The following is a 20,290-nucleotide window of genomic DNA, read 5'->3' on the forward strand; positions in this document are numbered from 1 at the left end:
TCCGGGTGCTGATCTGAGTCAGGTGGCGACGCGGGAGAGGTTCTGGTCCGCGAGTCGCCCCAGCTCCAGCAGCCCGGCGCGCTTGACCTCCTTGCCCACCACCATGAGGCTCATCACGACGTTGCCCCGGCGGATCACCACCGAGCCGATCTGCGCGTTCCTGTCGCCGCCCGACGCGGTGGTCAGGTAGGCGCGCGACTCGTCGCCCTGCCTGGGCATGTCCAGGTCCCGGGTGCGGTAGGTGACCTCGGTGCCGTGCACGTCGGCCGAGTAGGCGCCGCACTGGCCGGGCAGCGGGCCCGGGAACGCGGCCGGCGGGAGCGCCACCACGGCCTGGCTGATGGAGCCCCTGTCGGAGGCGAAGGCGATCACGGCCGCGGGCGCCCGCGCGACCTCCGGCCTGGCCGGGTCGAGCTGGGGCGCGCCCGCGCACTCCGGCCGGTTCAGCTTGGCCTGCCGTACGGCCTCCAGGCCCTGTTTGGTGGCCTTGAGCGTGCCGTAGGGGCCGACCTCCGGGCCGTGCACCACGCGCATCCCCTTGGGCACGGGCAGCAGGGCGGCGCGCAGCTTGCCCGCCATGGCCGAGGACGGCGAGGGCGCCTGGGCCGTCCTGACCGGCTGCTCGGCGACCTCACTCGCGGAACATCCCGCTATGACCGTCATGCTCAGACATATCCCCGTAAAGGCCTTAAGCATGAGTTCTCCATTTCACTTCAGCGACCGTGAATAGACGCTAGAGGAAACGGCCAACCCGAGGACGGGCAACGTCGCTATTCGCGGAATTCGGCGGCTTCATGGCAGCGGCGGCGGTGAGGACTCGTACGTCCCCATCCCTACCGAGCAGCGGCTTCACCCTTTACCATCTCATACTCGGATTTATCCAGAAATTTCCGTACGTCACATCCGCCGGATAATTTCGGCACCAGGTGGCGCTAAATGTTGCTCGAAGCATTGCGCGTCCCCCCACGGTATCCGGCCACGGTGATGATGCTCGCGGCATGAGCGACATCTCGGCATCAGAAGGCCAGACCCGCGCCCCCGGACCGGAGCGGCCTCTTTCGCGCCGCGACTTCCTCGACGGGATCGCCATGACCGCGGGTCTGGCCGCCGTCGGCTCAGGGGACGGCGGCACGCCGGCCCTGGAGACGCCCCTGGGCACGGCCGCCTCTGGTACGGCCCATGGGGCCACGGCCACCCCGGGCCGCACAGGGTGGCACGGGGACACCGCACACGCTCTCAGCGTGCCCCACGCGCTGCGGGACGGGCGGTTCTGGGAGCACGCGGGACCCGCCGTGCCCACCGGGGAGCGCTACGACCTCGTGGTGGTCGGCGCGGGTGCCAGCGGGCTGAGCGCGGCGGCCGAGTGGCTGCGGGCCGACCCGGACGCGCGGGTGCTCATCCTGGACAACCACGAACAACTCGGCGAGCGCCGTCGCAAGCCCGGCCGCGCGCCGTACGACAGCGTGATGTGCGACCGGGAGAGCTTCCCCGTGGAGACGCTGATCCGGCACCGGCCCGGGAGCCCCGCCGAGCGGTGGATCTCCCGGCTGCCGGTCGCCGACCAGGCCAGGAAGGACCTGCTGCGGCTCTACCTGGACGCGCCCGACTGGTTCCCCCGGCTGACGCCCGAGGAGAAGGAGGAGCGGCTGGCCGGGTCGACGTACTCGGACTTCCTGCTGAAGGTCTGCCGGGCGCACCCGGACGTCGAGCGGTTCTGCCGGACCATGTCCAGCGCCGAGTGGGCCTACGACACCCGCGCCCTCGGCGCGATCGACGCCTGGGGTTGCGCCGACCGCCGCGCTCACGGCCGGGACCACGGGGGAGATCGAGGGCGGGGCCGGAGCCGGGACCAAGGGCGGGACCAGGGCCGGGACGGGGGCTGGGAGTATCCCGGGCTCGACGGTCTGGGGCTGGACGCCGGGAAACCGTCGCGGTTCAACTCGCCCAGTGTGCAGCGGGACTGGCGGCGCCGGCCCGGTGACCTGAGCGACTCGGCGGACCCGCTGATCCCGGGCCCGGCCGGGGCGCCGACGGGCCTGCTCGCCACCGCCTCGCTGGACCGGCCCGGCGACCCGGTCCGGCTGCGGCTGTCCAGCCCGGTCGTCTCCGTGCGCGACGAGGGCCCGAGGGGCGGCGCGAGCGTCGGCTACTTCGACGGCCACGAGGTCAGGACCGTCGCCGCCGAGGCGGTGATCCTGGCCTGCTGGAGCATGGTCATCCCCTACCTCGCGCCGGACCTGCCCGCCGATCAGCGCGAGGCACTGGCCGCCGCGGTGCGGCTGCCGCTGGTGGAGGCCGTGGTGCGGCTGCGCGACGGGCGGGCGTGGCAGCGGGTCGGCGTCACCCGCACCCGCTGGACCGGGGCTTACTGGTGCACGACGGAGCTGGACGAGCCGGACGGGCCGGAAGGCGGGGGGCCGGTCACCGCGCGGCTGGTGGCCGCGCCCTGCCGTTCGGAGCTGGGGCCCGCCGAGGGCGCGGTCGCCGGGCGGCGGGCGCTGTACAGGACGCCGTACCGCTTCCTGGAGCACAGCGCCCGCGATCAGCTCGCCCGGCTGCTCGGGCCGGGCGGGTTCGACCCCGCCAGGGACATCGAGGGGATCGAGATCCGCAGGTGGGGCCATGGGCGCGCGGCGGAGTACTGCCGGCCCTGGAACGCGTTCTACCCTGACGGCCCGTTCCCGGCCGAGGTGGCGCGCAGGCGGTTCGGCCGGATCGCGATCGCCGGCTCCGACACCGCCGTGGGCCGGACCGACGGCGCCGTCGCCGCGGCACGCCGAGCGGTGGCGGAACTGTCCCGATGAACCGTCCTTAGAAGACGCCTTTGTGACCGTGTCCGGCGTGGGTGGGTAAGGGCCAGAGAGTTGCCCCGGTAACAACGTGGAACATCCTGTTCCTCCCTCCTGCGCCAGACGCATAATCGGTGCTAGTCTCCTGTGCGATCTTCCGGAGGTGTATTTACACCAGGTGTGGAAATGCCCTCGACTCCTGAGGTTGGGACATGGGCTCGCAAAACCGGTCAATTCGGTTCAAGATCTTCTTATTACTGCTGCTACCCCTCCTGTCCCTGAGCGCGCTCTGGGGCTTCGTGCTCAACCTCACTGTGAGCGACGGTCAGTCACTGCTGCGTGGCGACACGCTTTACCGGACGGTCGGCGTCACCTCGACCGACCTGGGACTACAACTTCAGGCCGAGCGCGAGGGCTCGGTCGTCGCGGTCACCACGCGTGAGCTCACCGAGGACCTCGGCGATCAGCGCGCCCGCACGGACAGTGCGGTGGCGGCCTTCCAGCGGGCCACCGTCGAGGCCGAGGACGAGATCACCGAAGACATGCGGGTGCCCCTCGCCATGCTCCGCATCGAGCTGTCCCGGCTCGAGTTCATCCGCACCGACATCGACGACGGCCAGAGCTCCCGGCTGGCCGGGCTCGAGAGGTACAACCAGGTGCTGGACGCGGTCTTCAGGTTCTACGACCACCTGACCCCCGTGCCCGACCTGTCGGTCTACCAGCAGGCCTCCTCCCTGCAGACGATGGGCAACGCCCGCGAGTTCGTCGCCAGGGAGCACGCGCTGATCAGGGCCGTGCTCATCGACAAGCGGCTGACCGGGCCCGAGGCCGCCGCCTTCGCCGAATACGTCTCCTCCCGCAGGTACCTGCACGCCGGCGGCCAGGCGGGGCTCGACATCCAGCTCCGCAAACCGTACGAGCAGCTCTTCCAGAGCGAGCCGTTCCTGAGCTTCGCCACGATGGAGGCGCGGATCATCAGGACGGGCGCGCCGCCACCGGACGTGCAGGCCTGGAACTCCGCGATCGACCACCTGACGACCCAGCTGGACAAGCTCGGCGCCGAGGCGGCCGAATCGCTCGCCGCCCGCGCGGCGGACGGGGCCAACTCCATCAAGCTGCAGATCGGCGTCGCGGGCGGCGTCGGGCTGGTCGCCGTGCTCGCCTCGATCATCATCTCGGTGCGCTTCGGCCGCCGCCTGGCCGCCGAGCTGGCCGGCCTGCGGTCCGTGGCCGTCGAGCTGTCGGAGCAGCGCCTGCCCACCCTGGTGGCCCGGCTGAGCAGCGGCGAAGAGGTGGACGTCGAGAAGGCCACCAAACCGATCAAGGTCATCGGCTCCGCCGAGATCACCGACGTGGCCAAGGCGTTCGGATCCGTGCAGCGCACCGCCGTGCTCGCCGCGGTGGGCCAGGCCGCGCTGCGACGCGGTGTCGGCCAGGTCTTCCTCAACCTCGCCAGGCGCAAGCAGGGGCTGCTGCACCGCCAGCTCGCGCTGCTGGACGCCATGCAGCGCCGCACCCACGACCCCGACCAGCTGGAAGAGCTCTTCCGGCTGGACCACCTGACCACCCGCATGCGCCGGCACGCGGAGAGCCTGATCATCCTGTCCGGCTCCGCGCCCGGCCGGGCCTGGCGCAAGCCGGTGCCCGTGATGGACATCGTCCGGGCCTCGGTCGCCGAGGTCGAGGACTACACCAGGGTCGACGTCCAGAACATGCCCGGCAGCGCCGTCGACGGCGGCGCCGCGGCGGACCTCACCCACCTGGTCGCCGAACTGGTCGAGAACGCCACGCTCTACTCCCCGCCGCAGTCCACCGTCCAGGTGCGCGGCGACCGGGTGAGCAACGGCTACACGATCGAGGTCGAGGACCGGGGGCTCGGCCAATCGGCCGAGGAGTACGCGGCCTACAACGCGGTCCTGTCGAACCCGCCCGAGTTCGACCTCGCCGACAGCGACCGGCTCGGCCTGTTCGTGGTGGCGAAGCTGGCCGAGCGGCATGGCATCAACGTGTTGCTGCGCCGCTCCCCCTTCGGCGGCACCACGGCCATCGTGTTCATGCCCGCCTCGCTCATCACCGACCAGGCCGAACTTCCCGCCGTGCCCGAGGAATCGGCCGCGCTGCCGGCCCGTACGAGAAAGAAAGCGCTCGCGGTCGTGAGCGGCGGCACGCACGCGGGCTTGCCAAGGCGCGTGCGGCAGGCCAACCTGTCATCCCGGCTCAAGGACGGCCCGCCGCCCGAGCCGGAGCCTGAGCGGACCAACGAACGCTCTCCCGATGAGGTACGCGACATGTTCTCCGCGTTCCAGCGGGGAACGCAACGCGCCCGAGAAGAAGCTAACGAGGAGGGGGAGGCATGAGTGTGCCGACGACCAACACCGGTGAACTGAACTGGCTCCTTGACGACCTGACGACGCGGGTGGCCGCGGTCAGGCAGGCTGTGATCCTGTCGACCGACGGGCTCGCGGTCGGGCACTCCAAGGGCCTGGTACGCGAGGACGCCGAGCATCTGTCGGCCGTGGCGTCCGGGTTCCAGAGTCTGGCCCGCGGCACGGGACGCCACTTCGGCGGCGGAGACGTGCGCCAGACCATCGTCGAGATGGAGTCGGCGTTCCTCTTCGTGACGGCGGCGGGCCAGGGCACCTGCCTGGCGGTGCTCGCCGACGCCAACGTCGACGTGGGCCACATCGCCTACGAGATGGCGATGCTGGTGAAGCGGGTGGGGCAGCACATCACCACCAACCCGCGAACCGCCCCATGAGCGGGAGCCAGTGGTTAGACGACGAGGCGGGGCCCATCGTCCGGCCCTACGCCCTCATTCGCGGACGCACGAGGTCCTCGGGGGACACGTTCGACCTCATCGCGACCGTCAGCACGATCGGGGAGCCGACTTCGGACCTCGGCCCCGAGCAGTTGCTGATCTACCGCGCGGCGCGCAGCCCGATCTCGGTGGCCGACCTGGCCGTCGAGCTCGACCTGCCCGTCGGGGTCGTCCGAGTGATGCTCGGCGACCTGCGTGACCACGACCTGATCAAGGTGACGTCCCCCTCAGCCACCGGGTCGCGCCCGAATGAGGGCATTCTCAAGGAAGTGATCAATGGACTCCGTGCTCTCTGAGGACCCAGTCGCACTGAAGATCCTCATCGCCGGCGGCTTCGGCGTGGGCAAGACCACCCTGGTCGGGGCGATCAGCGAGATCAGGCCGCTGCGCACGGAAGAGGTGCTCTCCGACCGCGGCATCGGCGTCGACGACATCGACGGCGTCGAGACCAAGACCACCACGACCGTGGCCATGGACTTCGGCCGGATCACCATCCGCGAGGGCCTGGTCGTCTACCTGTTCGGCACGCCCGGCCAGGAGCGGTTCTGGTTCATGTGGGACGAGCTTTCCTACGGCGCGCTGGGCGCGGTCGTGATCGCCGACACCCGCCGGCTGACCGACTGCTTCCCCTCCGTCGACTACTTCGAGCAGCGTGGCACGCCGTTCGTGGTGGCCGTCAACTGCTTCGACGGGGCCGACCGGCACACCGTCGACGACGTGCGGATCGCGCTGGACCTGGACCACGACGTGCCCGTGATGCTGTGCGACGTACGGCGGCGCACGTCCGCCAAGGAAGTCATGATCACGCTCGTCGAGCACTCGCTCCGGACGCTGACCGCCGCCGGTTAGAGCGCCCGCAGGCCGTTGATGACCTCGCGGAGCAGGCTCTCCGTGGGAGACGACGCCTCTTTGGAACGCGGCGGGCGCACCGTGACCAGGCCGTAGCCGAGCAGATCTCCGAGCAGCACCCTGACCACCTGGACCGGAAGGTTCAGCTCGGAGGCCACCTCGGCGATCGGCCTGGCATGACCGGCGACGCAGGTGAGCAGCCGCCGATGCTGGGAGCCCAGGTCCGCCTGGACCGGCGCCGGTTGTCCCGTCAGCGCCACCGTGGCCAGCAGGTCGAGCGCGGTGGACGTGGATTTCGTGCGTCCGCGAGCCACCGCGTACGGGCGGACGACGGGTCCTGCTTCGTCGTCCACCCATTCCCGCTCATGGCTCACGATCGCGATCCCCCGCCGTTCTGTTCGGTGTCCTGGCGTCCGCGCTGCCAGCCGGACTGGAGCGAGGACAGCAGGGCCCTGGCCTCCTCGGGCGAGCGGCTCTCCACAGGGCCGGCCGGGGCGGGCGGCGGCTTCTGCAGCTTCGGCGGCAGATTGGCCTGCCGGACCCGCCGGGGCAGCCCGGCCCCCGCCGCCTGCGCCTGCGCGGTCGCCGGCGCCGGCGCGGGCGCGGGCGCGGGCGCGGGCGCGGGCGCGGGCGCGGGCGCCAGCTCCGCCTCGCCAGAGGACTGTGCGCCTGCGCGCACCGGAAGGTCACCCGCCGCCGGCGACTGAGCGCGCGTCCGCGCCGGGAGTTCTCCGTGGTCAGAGGACGGTGCGGGTCGCCGCGCCGGAAGCTCGTCCGGGCCGACGGACTGTACGGGTCGCCGCGCCGGGATCTCGTCCTGCGCCGGGGGCTGTGTGCGTGTTCGGGTGGGCAGGTCCCCCTGGGCCGGGGGTGCTGATGCCAGGGCCTGGGGCGAGGCCGTTTCCACGCCGCGCTTGTGCGTCCGGATACGGCGGGGCAGCTCACCCGGTCCCGGGTCGCCGCCGACGACCGACACCGAGATCGACTCCAGCTCCGGCATCTGCGAGGGCTGCATGGCCGGCAGTTGCTGCACCAGGCCCGCGGGCACCAGCACGATGGCCGTGGTGCCGCCGTACGGGGACGGCTTGAGCGTCACCCCGATGCCGTGCCTGGCCGCCAGCATGGCGACGACGGAGAAGCCCAGGCGCTCGCTCTGCGCGGGGTCGAACTCGGCCGGGCGGGCCAGCCGGCGGTTGATGGCGTCGCGGGCCTCCTGCGACATGCCGAGGCCGCGGTCCTCGATCTCGACCGCGAACCCCTTGCCCACCAGGTCACCCCGGACCGACACCTCGTTGCCCGGCGAGGAGAAGGTGGCGGCGTTCTCGATCAGCTCGGCGAACAGGTGCATGAGGTCGGCCACGGCGGCGCCCGTGACGCCCGCCTCCGGCATCGGGTAGACCCGGACACGGGTGTACTCCTCGACCTGCCCGGCCGCGCCGCTGAGCACGTCCTCCATGGGGATGACGCCGCGCCACCTGCGCCCGGCCGAACCGCCCGCCAGCAGCACCAGGCCCTCCGCGTGCCGGCGCATGCGGGTGGTGAGGTGGTCGAGCTTGAACAGCCGCTCCAGCGCCTCCGGTTCCTCGGTCTGGCGCTGCATCTCGTCGAGCTGCTTGATCTGCCGCTGGACCAGCGACTGGGTCCGCCTGGCCAGGTTGCGCAGCGCCTCGGAGATGCCCTCACGCAGCCGGGCCTGCTCGACGGCCGCGTCGACAGCGGTGCGCTGGACGCTGTCGAAGGCGGTCGCCAGGTCGGCGACCTCGCGGGTGGCGTCGGAGCGGACCTCGATGCGCGGCGCCTCCGCCTCGATGTCCACGTCCTCGCCCTGACGCAGCTTCGTCACGACGGTGGGCAGCCGGTTCTCGGCCAGGTCGAGGGCGCTGTGGCGGAGCACCGTCAGCTCGCCGGAGACCCGCCTGGCGACCCGGATCGAGATGAAGATGGAGAAGACGACCGCGATGAGGCCCAGCGCGCCCGTGACCACGGCCCGCACGATGATGACCATGCCGGCCGGCTCCATGCGCGCCAGCAGGACGTCACCGGAGCCGCCGAGCGCCTGGGAGAACTCCGTCAGCACCGGGTCGACCGTGCCGCGCCAGAGCTGCATGTCGATCGGCTTGCCGGTGACGTAGCCCTCCAGGGAGCGCTCCATCGTGGCGTAGCGCGGGGTGGCTCGCATGGCCTCCAGCGGGGCGCGGAGCTCGTCGTCGAGATTGGCCATGGCCTTGGGGAACAGGTAGGTCCTGGCGCCGTCGATGCCCGCGAGCAGGTGCACCTCGTCCATGGTCCACTTGTCCGCGCCGGGGGCGGCGTTGCCCGCCACGATCAGCGCGTGCTCGCGGCTCAGCAGCTCGCGCACCTGCTGGGCGACGATCAGCCCGTTCGCCTGCCTGGCCAGCTCGACGTCGGTGCTGACCGTGAACGCCGAGTAGAGGTCGTCGATGGCGTCGGGGATGGTGGCGTACTCGGTGATCAGGGTGTGCGGGGTGAGCTGGCCGCTGTCGGCCTGGCGCCTGATCTCCGGCAGCCGGGCGACGGCCTTGAGCATGGCGCTGAGCTGGGTCCGCATCTCGGGCGTCAGCGCCGACTGGGTGCCGTCGGACTTGGCCGACGCCGTGAGCGTCTTCTCGGCCTCGTCGACCCGGTCGCGGGCGGCGGCGAGCGCGGCGGCGTCGGTGGCGCCGCCGATGAGCTCGGCGGAGGCCAGGCGCTCTTCCTGGAGGCGCAGGGTGAGCCTCTCGGTGTGGTCGATGACCCCTCTCCAGATGGCCTCGACCTTCAGCAGGCTCAGCGCCTCTTTCGACGTGGTGCTCGCCGCGAACCCCCAGAGCACGACCAGGGAGATCAGGGGGATGACGAGCAGCGTCGAGATCTTGAATCTAATGGATCTGCCCGATGCCATGACACCCGCTCCCGGATAGAAGATCGCCGGAGAGAATAGCATCGAACGAGGCGCTTTTAAGATCGACTAGCGATTATTCTGTGATATGTCGGGAAATTGGCGGTACGCCGCACGCTGCCCAGCCAGACCACCCGGACCAGCCATCCCGCGAGCACGGTGAGCAGCGCCACCTCCGCCCCCAGCAGCGCCCACTCGACCAGACCGATCAGCACTCCGCCGCCGGGCAGCGCCACGTACGTCATCGCCAGCACCCCGAGGCCACCCGCCAGGGCCAGCCACTCCACCACCCTGGCCACCGGCTTCCAGCCCTCGTCGGCCGCGAGCCTCGGCACCAGCAGCGCCGCCGCAACCGGGAGGCTCACGAACGCCGCGACCAGCGCCCACCTGTGCACCTGTACGGCCGACTCCATGCCCAGTGGTGTGGCCGGGACGACCGCCGCGACGGCGAGCGCCCCCGACCACACCATGAACAACCCCGCCGGCATCCCCCGGACCGGCGCCCCCGCCCCCCGCAGCCCCGCCAGCAGGGCCACAGACCCCAAGGCCATGACCGCCATCGCCAGCTCCGTGACGCCCCCGCGGTCGGCCACGGCGTACTCGCTCACGGTCACGTTCATCGAGGCGCCTGGCCCGGCCAGGACCCCTGCCACGGCGAACGTGATCGCGGCGAGCGCGATGAGCGGATACAGCCTCTTCACTGCGGTCATGTGCAACAGTTTGAAGACGGTTCGTCTTCCCCGCATCGGGCCTCATCCCCGAGGCGACCCTGACCCGTCCCTGAGTCCGGCCAGCTGGGCGGCGGCGCTGTCCAGCAGCATGTCCAGGGCGGTGGGGTAGGCGCTGTCGTTCATGTGGGCCACCAGCAGGCCGGCCGTGGCGGCGATGTGCGGGTGGGTGCGCGCCGGCAGGCGGGCGTAGGTGGCCTGCCACACCTGCTCGTCGGCCTGCCTGGTGGCGGTGGGCAGCGCCAGGGAGGCGGCGTCCAGGACGGCGAAGGCGAGGCTCTGGTCGATGAAGGCGTGGTAGATCCGGACCGCGTCGGGGCCGGGGAAGCCGGCCGTACGCAGGATGGCCAGGATCGTCTCGTCCACCGTGACCTCGTGCGGGCGGCCGGCCACCCGGCTGGCCGTCAGGACCGCCGCCTGCGGGTGGGCCAGGTAGGCGGCGTGGACGCTCAGCCCGAGGGCGCGCAGGTCGGCCCGCCAGTGGCCGATGGGGCGCCAGTCCGCGAGCGCGTGCGCGAACAGCTCGTCGGCGATGGCCAGGGTGAGGTCGTCCATGCCGCGGAAGTAACGGTAGATCGCGCTGGCGTCGGCGCCCAGCGCCAGGCCCAGGCGGCGGGCGGTGAGCCCGGCCGCGCCGTGCTCGCGGAGCATCCGCAGGGCCGTCTCGACGATGAGCTCGTGGGTGAGGACCTGCCCCTGCCGGGTCGGGCGCCGACGCTTCCTGGCCGCGTCGGGCACTACTCGCTTGGCCATGCTCGTCCTTATGCCAACGCCATTGACGTTGATGGAGCGTAGCGGCTTTGCTGGGGAACGCATCCCCCAGAAATCAGGAGATGGTCCACGATCATGCGCATTCTTCTCGTGGGCGCCGGTGGTGTGGGGACCGCCGTCACCCGGATCGCCACCCGGCGGCCGTTCTTCGACCACATGGTGGTCGCCGACTACGATCCCTCCCGCGCCGAGGCCGCGGTCGCCACCCTCGGGCCCCGCTTCACCGCGGCCCGGGTCGACGCCTCCGACCGGGCCGCCGTCATCGGCCTGCTGACCGAGCACCGCTGCGACGTGCTGCTGAACGCCACCGACCCGCGCTTCGTGATGCCGCTGTTCGAGGCCGCGCTCACGGCCGGGGCCGACTACCTCGACATGGCGATGTCCATGTCGAGCCCGCACCCCGATCGGCCGTACGAGCAGACCGGGGTCAAGCTGGGCGACGAGCAGTTCGCCAGGTCCGGCGCGTGGGCGGACGCCGGGCGGCTGGCCCTGGTGGGGATGGGCGTGGAGCCCGGCCTGTCGGACGTGTTCGCCCGCTACGCCGCCGACGAGCTCTTCGACGAGATCGAGGAGATCGGCGTACGCGACGGCGGCGACCTCACCGTCGACGGCTACGACTTCGCGCCGTCGTTCTCCATCTGGACCACCATCGAGGAGTGCCTCAACCCGCCGCTGATCTACGAGCAGGAGCGCGGCTGGTTCACCACCGAGCCGTTCAGCGAGCCCGAGATCTTCGACTTCCCCGAGGGGATCGGCCCGGTCGAGTGCGTGAACGTCGAGCACGAGGAGGTGCTGCTGGTGCCCCGCTGGATCGACGCCGGCCGGGTCACCTTCAAGTACGGGCTCGGCGAGGACTTCATCGCCAAGCTCAGGACCCTGCACGAGCTCGGCCTGGACCGCACCGAGCCGGTCACCGTGCGCACCGAGGACGGGCCGGCCCGGGTCTCACCCCGTGACCTGGTCGCCGCGCTCCTGCCCGACCCGGCCGGCCTCGGCGACCGGATGCACGGCAAGACCTGCGCCGGCACCTGGGTGAAGGGCACCAAGGACGGCGAGCCCCGCGAGGTCTACCTCTACCACGTGGTCGACAACCAGTGGTCGATGCGGGAGTACGGCTCCCAGGCGGTGGTCTGGCAGACCGCCGTCAACCCGGTGGTGGCGCTGGAACTGCTGGCCACCGGCCGGTGGAAGGGCAGCGGCGTGCTCGGGCCCGAGGCCTTCGCGCCGCGCCCCTTCCTCGACCTGCTGCGGGACTACGGCTCGCCATGGGGGCTGCGGGAGCATTGACCTCACAGGCCCGATGGGTCGCGCCCGACGCTGATCTCCTCGGCGATCCGGCGGAGCTCGGCCACCGCGATGCCGGGCGCCGGAGGGAGCTGTCTCGTCAACGCGTCCATGACCACGGGCACCGGCTGGCCGGCCAGCCGCTCCGCGATGCCGTGGACCGTCATGAACAGCGCCTCTTCGGTGTCGCGCATCCCCGTCTCCTCGCTTCGGTTACCCGCGCAACGCTACGGCCTGCCACCGACAGTTTCCCGCCAGGACGTGAGCGTGTTCCGCCGCGGGGTGCTCGGCTTCGAGGTGGTCACGAGCCTGAACGGCGCGGCGGGCGTTGGGATTTCCATCCCTGTTGAGGAAGGCGTCATGGGGTCCCGTCGGGTTACCGTGGAAATATCCGATTCCTCTCTGGGAGAACGGTCATGCCGAGGGATCCTGATCACGTGCTCGACGCCATCGACGGCGTCGTCGAGGAGTGGGAGACGTTGAGCGCCGACGCCATGCGCTGGGCGCCTCCGGAGAGCAAGCGCGACAACGACCTGCTGCGCGAGGTGACCGACATCTTCGGCCCGCTCGCCAACGCGCTCACCCAGGCCTTCCGCCCCTTGGGCGACGCCGTCACCCGTGTCCTGGACAACCTGGTCGACGACGAGGAGGACGACCGCTAACCGGCCAGGCGCATCGGCCGCAGCGCGCGCCCGTGAGCTTGGCCGGCTCGGCCGGCATGGCGTCGGCCGCGGCGGTCATCACGTCGCTGGGCGCCACCTGGCCGTCCTTCTAGAAAAACCGCCTGATCTTGTCGGTGGCGCCTGCGATAGTGAGGGAGTGGTTCACACCTTCTCCCTCCTGCCCTGCCATGTCCGGCAGCTGCCCGGCGACGCGATCGAGCTCATGCCGATCGTGCTGCCCATGACGCTGACCAGCGCCCAGCGCCGCCAGTTGGCCGCCATCCTGCTCGACGGCCTCGACAGCAGCGACGGCCTCGACAGCCTCGACGGGGACCAGGCCCCATCCCTCACCGAGCTCTGCCTGGCCTAGTCACTCCGGCCACAGCCACACCCGATAGAAATCCACGTCATAGGTCTCGGCGGGGACGTCGGGCCCATGATCATACTTTCCGAACTTGGCGTGCACCCGCGTCCGCCAGTGGGCGTCGCGGGCCCGCAGGTCGAAGGGGGCGTAGTCGTCCGGCTCCCCGTTCTCGAACTCGACGAGGACCACCAGCCCCGACGGCAGGAAGAGCCGCCCGTCCCAGCTCAGCTCCCACGGGTCGGCCGCGACCGGCGGCCCGCCCCACAGGTCGAGCCGCACGTAACTGGTCTTCTTGGGCCACACCTGGAACAGCAGGCTGTTGGCGCCCACCGCCAGCCACTCCTGCCCCGGAGGGCTCACCTCCTGCCCCCAGGAGGACGACACCTCGCCGTGACGGCCCTCCGCGACCTCCTTGTCCAGCAGGTAGAAGGGCCCCGTCATCTGGTGCAGCGCACTGGCCACGGGTTCGTCCACCGCAGCCCACTACCCACCAGGTCAGGCTCCGATCCGGTCCATGACCCGGTCCATGGCGCACAACTCCCGGTAGCGGCCCCCGTGGAAGACCAGCGGCTCGCCCTCCTGCCACTGGAAGTGCTCGACCTCGCCGATGAACAGGCGGTGGTCGCCGGCCTCGTACGTCGTCACGGTACGGCAGGCGAAGAAGGCCAGTGCGCCGGCCAGCGCCGGCAGGCCGCTGGGCGTGAGGCGGGTCTCCACCCCGGCGAACTTGTCCGGCGCCGGCCTGGCGAACCGCTGTGACAGGTCGTCCTGCCCGCTGGCCAGCACGTTGACGGCGAACCGCCCGGCCCGCAGGAACGCCGGGACGCTCGGCGCCCGCTCCGACAGGCACCACAGCACCAGGGCGGGATCGAGGGAGACGGAGGTGAAGGAGTTCACCGTGACTCCGGTCCGCCGGCCGTCCGGGGAGGTGGTGGTGACCACCGCCACCCCGGTGGCGAAGCGGCCGAGGGCGTCGCGCAGCGTTCTCATGACCGGCTCCCGGCCTGCGCGAGGTAGGCGGCGGCCTTGGCCGGGTCCATGAACCACTCGGCGAAGTCCCTGGGGTCGTCGAAGCCGTTGGCGAAGCGGGCGGCCACCTCGGGCAGGGAGCCCGCGGCGCCGAGGATCTCCAGGACGTGCGGCGGCGGCGGGGAGAGCAGGGCGTTGGTCCACTCGGTGGCGTGCCGGGCGTCGGCCCAGTAGCGCTCGAAGGTGGCCTCCATCCACGCCTGGTCGAACGGCAGGTCGCCGCGCTCGACGACGTCGGCCAGGTAGGAGGCGGCGCACTTGGCGGCGTTGCCCGCGCCCTGGCCGGTGATGGGGTCGTTGAGCACCACCACGTCGGCGACGCCGAGCACCGGCGCGCCCGTCGGCAGGACGGCGACGGGCCGGCGGACCGTGGGCGCGAACCGGCCGGCGAGGGTGCCGCGCTCGTCGGTGAGCTCGATGTCCGCGCAGCGTGCGGCCTCCCACGGCAGGTACGTCTCCAGGATGGAGCGGCTCCTGGCCAGATGCTCGGCGGGGGTGCGGATGTCACCCCAGCAGTCCATCGGCCCGCCGGGGACACCCTCGAACACCATGATCTCGCACGGCCCGGTGAGGGTGAGCGCGGGGAAGACGAAGTACTCGCCGACGCCCGGGATCAGGTTGAAGCAGACGGCGGAGTGCTCCGGCCGGGGCGTGAGACCGTTGACGTAGGTGAGGGCCAGGGCGCGCTGCGGGACGTCGTACGGCGACCGGCCGGCGTCCCGCTCGAACAGGGAGGCGATCTGCCCCTTGCCGGCGGCCACCAGGACCAGGTCGTAGTCGGCGGCGTACGTCTCCAGGTCCGCGGCCGTCGCGTCGTGGTAGACGACCTTGCCGCCCAGTCTCTCGACCTCGGCGAGCCAGGCGGGCATCTTCACCCGCTGGTCGACCGAGCGGGCGGGCTCGTCCAGCCGGCCCGTCCAGCCGATCGCCTTGGTCCCGTCGGGGCCCGGGACGGAGAGCTGGATCCCGTCGATCGGCGGGCAGTCGGGCCACAGATCGATGCCCAGGTCGCGCTCGTGGCCGAGCGCGGTGCCGAACATGGCCTGGCTGGAGGTGACCCGGCCGTCCCGGATCGCCTCGGGGGTTCGGTTGGAGATGACGGTGACGCCGTAACCGTGGTGCAGCAGGCCGAGCGCCAGGTGCAGCCCGGCCTGCCCGGCGCCGACGATGAGGATCTCGCGCATGGTGGGTGGTCCTTCGCGTGCTGGAGGAGTGGATGAGCAAAAGGTACGTTTCGCTGCCGCAGGTCATCCATCCGCTGAGCGCGGGTTCCGTCCGCTGGGCGCGGACTTACCTCAGGCGAGGCGCAGCGTCGCCGACGGGGGCTGGCCGTACCGGTCCCTGTAGGCGGCGGCGAAGCGGCCCTGGTGCGGGAATCCCCAGCGTGCGGCGACGGCGGTGACCGTGACGCGGGCCGGGTCGGCGGCGAGCAGGTCCTCGCGCACGCGGGCCAGCCGTACGTCACGCAGGTGCGCCATCGGCGTCTGGCCCAGGTGCGCCCGGAAGCCCTCCTGCAGCGAGCGGGTGCTGACCGCGACGGCCCGCGCCACGTCGTCGGTGGTGATCGGCAGGTGCGCGTGCTCCGCGATGAACTCCATGGCCCGCCGCACCACCTTCGGCACGGCCGGCCGGCGGGGCGCGGTCAGCTTCGACCGGTAGTTGGACGGCTGCATGGTGAGCAGACTGGACAGCAGGGCGTTCTCCAGGTGGGCGAGGGCCAGCGGCTGGGCGGCAAGCCCGGCGCCGTCCTCGGCCGCGGTCACGACCAGGTCGGCCATCGCCCGCCAGCTCCGCGCCCAGCCGCTGGTCAGGTCCAGGCCCAGATCGAAGACCAGGGGCCGGGCGAGCCGCTCGCCGAGCATCTGCTCCAGCGTGCTCTCGACGGTGTCCCGGTCGAACTTGACGATCACCTGGGGGCACTGCGCGCCCCAGCGCATGTCGAGGTATTCGGTGGGCGACGGCAGCGAGGCGAGCGAGGAGGTGGAGACGATCTCCTGGCTCCCGCAGCGGATCAGGCTGCGCCCGGTCAGGGGTATCTGCACCAGGTAGAACGACTCCAGCTCGCCCGGCTCGATGCGGACGTCGGCTCCGTAGTCGAGGTAGCTCACCCGTACGGAGCCCGGTTGCGCGGAGTTGAACCGCGCGGCCAGTAAGTCGGGATCGCCGGTCAGGTCCAGCCGGTGCGCGCAGAAGACCCGCCCCACCTCCTCGCGGACCTCGTCCAGGTCCGAGCTGGCGAACAGTGGTGAGTTGTCCAGCCGAACCGTTTGCGCCATCGCGGCCCCTGCCTTCTCTCCTGTCCGGGTGACATCTGATCATCGTCACCCGGGGAGCCAACGTTCCACGTAGAAATGCACAGAATCAGGATCGTGCCAGCCGGCCGCGATAGACGTCCCTGGCGCGTTCGTACAGCTGCAGATGGTCGTCGTACTGCTCCTTGGCGTCGAAGCGGCCGAACTCGCGCACCACCGCCTCCAGCCGGTCCAGCCAGGCCAGGCACCAGCGCACGTCCGCTTCCCTGGCCACGTGCCCGCCCGCCACGTCCAGGTAGACGGGGCTCGTGTGCGCGTACGCGCCGCCGCGGTGGTGGGCGCGTGGATGGGCGCCGCCGGTCGCGACGGCCACCACGTACGTCGGCTCGCCCGCCACCAGCGTCGTGGCCAGCCGGCCGGGCGGCCCCTGCGCGATGACGCCGTCGGCGGTGCGCAGCTCCAGCGTCTCCACCTCCGGCCCGACCGACTCCACGACCACCTCCACCCGCTCACCCGGCGCCAGGTCCAGCGTGTCGCCCGGCTCATGGCCGTTGACCGTGAGCTCCAGCCACGGCCCCGTGGTGGCGAAGGTGCGGCCGAGCAGGATCGCCTCCATGAAGGACTCGGCCGTGAGCGGGCCTTCCACATGCGCGTACACCCGCTCCCAGCCGGGAGGGCCGGAGGAGGTGCCGCGGCGGCACCAGGAGAGCACCGCGTCGGTGCCCGCCGTGACCGTCACCCGGTTGCCCGCACCGATCAGGCGGCGGTAGACCGACGCCGTCGCGGCGATCGAGGAGTGGTTGAGCACGTCGAGGGTGTCGATCAGGCCGAGCGCCGCGTCGGCGACGATCTCCCGCGCCGAGCAGTTACGCCCCCGGCTGATCACCACGTCGGGCGGATCGGTGTCGGAGAACGGCGTGTGGAACGGATGCCCGTACCCGAGCAGCCCGCCGAGCTCCCGCAACTCCTCACAGGCGGTCGCGTTGGGCGGCCAGTCGACCGTGCCGGCGAAGCCCGTGTGGAAGCGCTTCGGCAGGCCGTGCAGCCCGAAGGCGCTGATGTGCCCGACGAGGTCGCTGCGGTATTCGACGCCCAGCCTGGCCAGGTGCCGCTCGTCGGACCACGGCAGGTCCACGCCCACCCAGTGGGCCAGCGCCTCCACGTCGTAGACCCGCTCGCCCGCCACATTGCCCGCCACGAGGTTGAGGACGTGCAGGTCCTCGCCGTGCTGCGCCGCCGCGGCGAGCGCGGGCGCCGCCGGCTCCTCACCCATCCAGTTGAGATGTACGTGCATGTCGCCGCCGAACCAGCCATGCGCGGCGGCGTCGTACAGTCGCTCGGGCGTCAGCTCGACCAGCGTCTCCCGCCCCGCCGCCGGGGTGAGCGTCACCTCGGCGGTGGCGTACTCCATGCCACGGGTCACCTCCACCGTGATCTCCTCGGCGGGCACCGCGAGCACCACGTCGTCGCCGTGGAAGTACGGTCGCAGCAGGCCGTCCACCTTGGCCGGGACGCCCTCGGGATACCACCCCTGCCCGCCCGCGCCCGTCACGCTCCACCGGCAGGGGAACCCGGCCGACAGCCGGATCGTGGCCGTGGCCGCCCGCCTGGACAGCGGCGCCAGGTCCACCGGCCGGCCGTCGGCGATCAGCTCCCGGGCCACCTCCACCACCCTGGCCCCGCCCGCCGCCACGTCGTGCGCGACCCCGTCCACGACCACCGTGGCCGCCTCGGCCCGGCTGGAATCCAGCAGCAGCGCCGTACGGAAGGGCGCGTCGCCGAGGACCACCTGCGTGCGGGCCTCAAGCGCGGCCCCGGCGGGGGTCAGCCGGAGCACGGCCAGGTTGGCGAGCACGTCGCCGGCCAGCGCGTCACGCACCACCCGGTCGACGTCCACCTCGCCGAACCGATCCTCCAGCTCCTCCTCCGACAGGCCGGGGAAACGCTCGGCGAGCTGGCGCAGGCTCGATCCCCAAGAGTCGTAACGCCGGTCGAGATAGACGGTGGCCCGGGCCTGGACCACGTACCCGATCGGCTCCTCGCCCCAGCTCACCCCGTGCCGGTCGCGCAGGCCCCGGTAGTCGGCGAGGGCCCGGGCCACGCTGTCGGGAAGCAGCGAATCGTCACACATCGAACACTCCCTGGAGTCGCACGCGCCGCCATCGTGACACGAATCCGGCCCCGCGTCAGGACCGTTCGGACAACCAGATCAGCCGGAGGCCGTCAGCACATCGCGGCGTCGCCGGCGGGCGGGAGTTCGCCGTCGAGGGCGGAGACGGTGACGTTGTACTCGTTGGAGGCGGCCAGGCCGGAGTCGCCGGGGAACCAGACGTACGCGTAGGCCGTCGCACCGCCGACCGAGCCGGTGTAGCAGAGGCTCCGGTCGTTCGTCACCGACGGGTTGGCGGCGACGCGGCGCCAGCCGGACTGCGTGGCCTGCTGGTCGTAGAAGGCGAGCACGTCGGCTCTGGGAACGGTGAAGCGGTAGTTCTGGCCGACGTACACCTGCTGGTAGTCGGGCTCACAGCCGGACGACCTGCCACCCAGCGCCACGGCGTCCCCGGGCGCCTGATCGAGGATGGCGAGCGAGCTCAACACCGGGAGGAGTCGCTTCTCGGCCCCGGCGCAGCCGGTGTCGGCATCGAAGAACGAGCCGGCCGCCGAGGCGACCACGGCCAGGCCACTCGTACCGACGAGCCCCACGATGATCAGTCCGGCGACGATTTGGCGCTTCACGAGGCGGAGCCTAGTCGACCGGACGACCCGGGACGCCACCGTGACGTTACGCCCTCTCCAGGATGACCAGGGGAAGGTCGCGCTCCGTCCCCTCCTGGTAGGTGTCGTAGAGCGGGAAGACCTCCGCCATCACCCGCCAGAGCCGTCGCTTCTCCTGCGGGGTGGCCACCCGCGCCCGCGCGTCGAAGATGTCGCCGCCGACCTGGACGGTGACGCCGGGGTTCGCGGACAGGTTGAGGTACCAGGCGGGGTGCTGGGGCGAGCCGCCGTTCGAGGCCACCAGCAGGTGGCGGTCGCCGTCCCGCCCGTAGATCAGCGCGGTACGGCGGAGCCTGCCGGACTTACGGCCCCGGGTGGTGAGCAGCAGGGTCGGCAAGCCCTGGTAGAGGTGACCGTCTCGTCCGTCGCTGTCCACGTACGTGCGGATGTGCTCGGCCACCCACCCCGTCGGGCTGTCCAGCACTTCCTCAGCCGGCCCGCTAGCGGCGGGCGCGTCCTTGGCGGGCGCGGGGAGGCTGCGCAGCAGGTGGTAGCGCCTGACCTGGCTGTTCTTCACTCCGGGGAACCGCTGGACCCGTCGCCAGTCGGCCGAACCGCCCACCGCGCCCTGGCCGGAGCTCGCGATGGCGTCCCGGTGTGCCCGCTCGTCGGTCCACTCGGCGTAGTTGAGCACGCGCGTGCCGTCGGCGCTCACGTGGAAGTGGCCCGAAATCCCGCCGGGATGCGGCTCGGCCTCGCTCGCCAGCGCCTGGAACACGGTGTCGATCCACTGCCGCTGCCGCTCCCGGTCGGGCCCGTCGAACTCGACGCGCACGGCGACCAGGCACCCCGGCGTCGGCCGGTCCTCCCGCTCTCCGCTGCGGTACAGCTCGTACTCGACGGGCTCGGCTCCCGTCAGCCCGGTCACGAACGCGCGATCGGCCGCGCCGCTCACCCACTGCGTGTAGGTCAGTACGGCGCCGCCGTCCGTGGCGGCGAACTCGGTGACCGACAGGAGCCCCGCCGGCCACGGCGCCCCCTCCCAGGCGGCGGCCGAGGAGGATTCGGTCACCAGGACGGTGCCGGCATCGGGTCGGGCGATCTGTGGCCACATGCTGCTCATGAACGGT

Annotated in this window: 21 protein-coding genes; 8 read left to right on the plus strand and 13 right to left on the minus strand. The window is 71.7% G+C overall.

Going from position 1 to position 20,290, the window contains the following annotated elements; genetic code table 11:
- Positions 1–18 precede the first annotated feature (18 nt).
- Positions 19–663, minus strand: a complete 645-nt coding sequence (locus ACIBQX_RS20430; protein WP_397006624.1) for a hypothetical protein — start codon at positions 661–663, stop codon at positions 19–21.
- 335 nt (positions 664–998) lie between these two features.
- Between ACIBQX_RS20430 and ACIBQX_RS20435 the strand changes: the two genes are divergently transcribed.
- From ACIBQX_RS20435 to ACIBQX_RS20455, 5 genes are all read left to right on the plus strand, one after another.
- Positions 999–2,804 carry an NAD(P)-binding protein gene (locus tag ACIBQX_RS20435; protein WP_397006626.1) on the plus strand — a complete coding sequence of 602 codons (1,806 nt, stop codon included), beginning with the start codon at positions 999–1,001 and terminating at the stop codon, positions 2,802–2,804.
- A gap of 197 nt (positions 2,805–3,001) precedes the next feature.
- A complete protein-coding gene (locus ACIBQX_RS20440) occupies positions 3,002–5,146 on the plus strand; it encodes a nitrate- and nitrite sensing domain-containing protein (RefSeq protein ID WP_397006628.1) in 2,145 nt (714 codons plus the stop codon).
- On the plus strand, positions 5,143–5,547 hold the full coding sequence (locus tag ACIBQX_RS20445) for a roadblock/LC7 domain-containing protein (protein WP_397006630.1): 405 nt from the start codon (positions 5,143–5,145) through the stop codon (positions 5,545–5,547). The genes ACIBQX_RS20440 and ACIBQX_RS20445 overlap by 4 nt, the downstream gene beginning before the upstream one ends.
- Positions 5,544–5,903, plus strand: a complete 360-nt coding sequence (locus tag ACIBQX_RS20450; protein ID WP_397006632.1) for a DUF742 domain-containing protein — start codon at positions 5,544–5,546, stop codon at positions 5,901–5,903. Before ACIBQX_RS20445 ends, ACIBQX_RS20450 begins: the two co-directional genes overlap by 4 nt.
- On the plus strand, positions 5,884–6,456 hold the full coding sequence (locus ACIBQX_RS20455; protein ID WP_189142783.1) for an ATP/GTP-binding protein: 573 nt from the start codon (positions 5,884–5,886) through the stop codon (positions 6,454–6,456). Before ACIBQX_RS20450 ends, ACIBQX_RS20455 begins: the two co-directional genes overlap by 20 nt.
- On the opposite strand, the gene ACIBQX_RS20460 is transcribed toward ACIBQX_RS20455, so the two are convergent.
- From ACIBQX_RS20460 to ACIBQX_RS20475, 4 genes are read right to left on the minus strand one after another with little or no spacing between them, the layout of a single operon-like run.
- A complete protein-coding gene (locus tag ACIBQX_RS20460) occupies positions 6,453–6,830 on the minus strand; it encodes a DUF742 domain-containing protein (protein ID WP_397006634.1) in 378 nt (125 codons plus the stop codon). The genes ACIBQX_RS20455 and ACIBQX_RS20460 overlap by 4 nt on opposite strands.
- Entirely contained in the window at positions 6,827–9,358 is a 2,532-nt protein-coding gene (locus ACIBQX_RS20465) for a nitrate- and nitrite sensing domain-containing protein (RefSeq protein WP_397006636.1), read from the minus strand. The genes ACIBQX_RS20460 and ACIBQX_RS20465 overlap by 4 nt, the downstream gene beginning before the upstream one ends.
- Positions 9,359–9,414: 56 nt before the next feature.
- Entirely contained in the window at positions 9,415–10,065 is a 651-nt protein-coding gene (locus ACIBQX_RS20470; protein WP_397006638.1) for a DUF998 domain-containing protein, read from the minus strand.
- A 42-nt stretch (positions 10,066–10,107) separates the two neighbouring features.
- Positions 10,108–10,836 (minus strand): TetR/AcrR family transcriptional regulator, encoded by a 729-nt coding sequence (locus ACIBQX_RS20475; protein ID WP_397006640.1) that lies wholly within the window; start codon positions 10,834–10,836, stop codon positions 10,108–10,110.
- Positions 10,837–10,929: 93 nt separating this feature from the next.
- Here ACIBQX_RS20475 and ACIBQX_RS20480 point away from each other — a divergent pair, with 93 nt between their 5' ends.
- Complete coding sequence (locus tag ACIBQX_RS20480; protein WP_397006642.1) at positions 10,930–12,141, plus strand: saccharopine dehydrogenase family protein; 1,212 nt, start codon at positions 10,930–10,932, stop codon at positions 12,139–12,141.
- Between the two features lie 2 nt (positions 12,142–12,143).
- Here ACIBQX_RS20480 and ACIBQX_RS20485 read toward each other — a convergent pair whose 3' ends face one another.
- Positions 12,144–12,332, minus strand: a complete 189-nt coding sequence (locus ACIBQX_RS20485; protein WP_397006644.1) for a hypothetical protein — start codon at positions 12,330–12,332, stop codon at positions 12,144–12,146.
- A 222-nt stretch (positions 12,333–12,554) separates the two neighbouring features.
- On the opposite strand from ACIBQX_RS20485, the gene ACIBQX_RS20490 reads away from it, so the two are divergent.
- Both ACIBQX_RS20490 and ACIBQX_RS20495 read left to right on the plus strand, forming a co-directional pair.
- Entirely contained in the window at positions 12,555–12,800 is a 246-nt protein-coding gene (locus ACIBQX_RS20490) for a hypothetical protein (RefSeq protein WP_397006646.1), read from the plus strand.
- A 157-nt stretch (positions 12,801–12,957) separates the two neighbouring features.
- The gene (locus ACIBQX_RS20495) at positions 12,958–13,170 is read left to right on the plus strand and encodes a hypothetical protein (RefSeq protein WP_397006648.1); all 213 of its coding nucleotides are present in this window, start codon (positions 12,958–12,960) and stop codon (positions 13,168–13,170) included.
- Here the strand turns inward: ACIBQX_RS20495 and ACIBQX_RS20500 are convergent, their stop codons facing one another.
- The 7 genes from ACIBQX_RS20500 to ACIBQX_RS20530 all read right to left on the minus strand — a co-directional run bounded on the left by ACIBQX_RS20500 (position 13,171) and on the right by ACIBQX_RS20530 (position 20,283).
- Entirely contained in the window at positions 13,171–13,638 is a 468-nt protein-coding gene (locus ACIBQX_RS20500; protein ID WP_397006650.1) for a hypothetical protein, read from the minus strand. It abuts the gene before it with no gap.
- 21 nt (positions 13,639–13,659) lie between these two features.
- The gene (locus ACIBQX_RS20505; RefSeq protein ID WP_397006652.1) at positions 13,660–14,154 is read right to left on the minus strand and encodes a flavin reductase family protein; all 495 of its coding nucleotides are present in this window, start codon (positions 14,152–14,154) and stop codon (positions 13,660–13,662) included.
- Positions 14,151–15,377, minus strand: a complete 1,227-nt coding sequence (locus tag ACIBQX_RS20510; protein WP_397006654.1) for a styrene monooxygenase/indole monooxygenase family protein — start codon at positions 15,375–15,377, stop codon at positions 14,151–14,153. Before ACIBQX_RS20510 ends, ACIBQX_RS20505 begins: the two co-directional genes overlap by 4 nt.
- 111 nt (positions 15,378–15,488) lie before the next feature.
- Positions 15,489–16,469 (minus strand): AraC family transcriptional regulator, encoded by a 981-nt coding sequence (locus tag ACIBQX_RS20515; RefSeq protein ID WP_397006656.1) that lies wholly within the window; start codon positions 16,467–16,469, stop codon positions 15,489–15,491.
- Positions 16,470–16,554: 85 nt separating this feature from the next.
- The gene (locus tag ACIBQX_RS20520) at positions 16,555–18,576 is read right to left on the minus strand and encodes a CehA/McbA family metallohydrolase (RefSeq protein WP_397006658.1); all 2,022 of its coding nucleotides are present in this window, start codon (positions 18,574–18,576) and stop codon (positions 16,555–16,557) included.
- A 92-nt stretch (positions 18,577–18,668) separates the two neighbouring features.
- Positions 18,669–19,181: a hypothetical protein gene (locus ACIBQX_RS20525; RefSeq protein ID WP_397006660.1), complete on the minus strand. Its 513-nt coding sequence runs from the start codon at positions 19,179–19,181 to the stop codon at positions 18,669–18,671.
- Positions 19,182–19,227: 46 nt separating this feature from the next.
- A complete protein-coding gene (locus tag ACIBQX_RS20530) occupies positions 19,228–20,283 on the minus strand; it encodes a nitroreductase family deazaflavin-dependent oxidoreductase (RefSeq protein WP_397006662.1) in 1,056 nt (351 codons plus the stop codon).
- Positions 20,284–20,290: the final 7 nt, after the last annotated feature.

The sequence above is a fragment of the Nonomuraea sp. NPDC049714 genome, assembly GCF_044465295.1.
In the GTDB taxonomy this organism is placed as follows: Bacteria; Actinomycetota; Actinomycetes; order Streptosporangiales; family Streptosporangiaceae; genus Nonomuraea.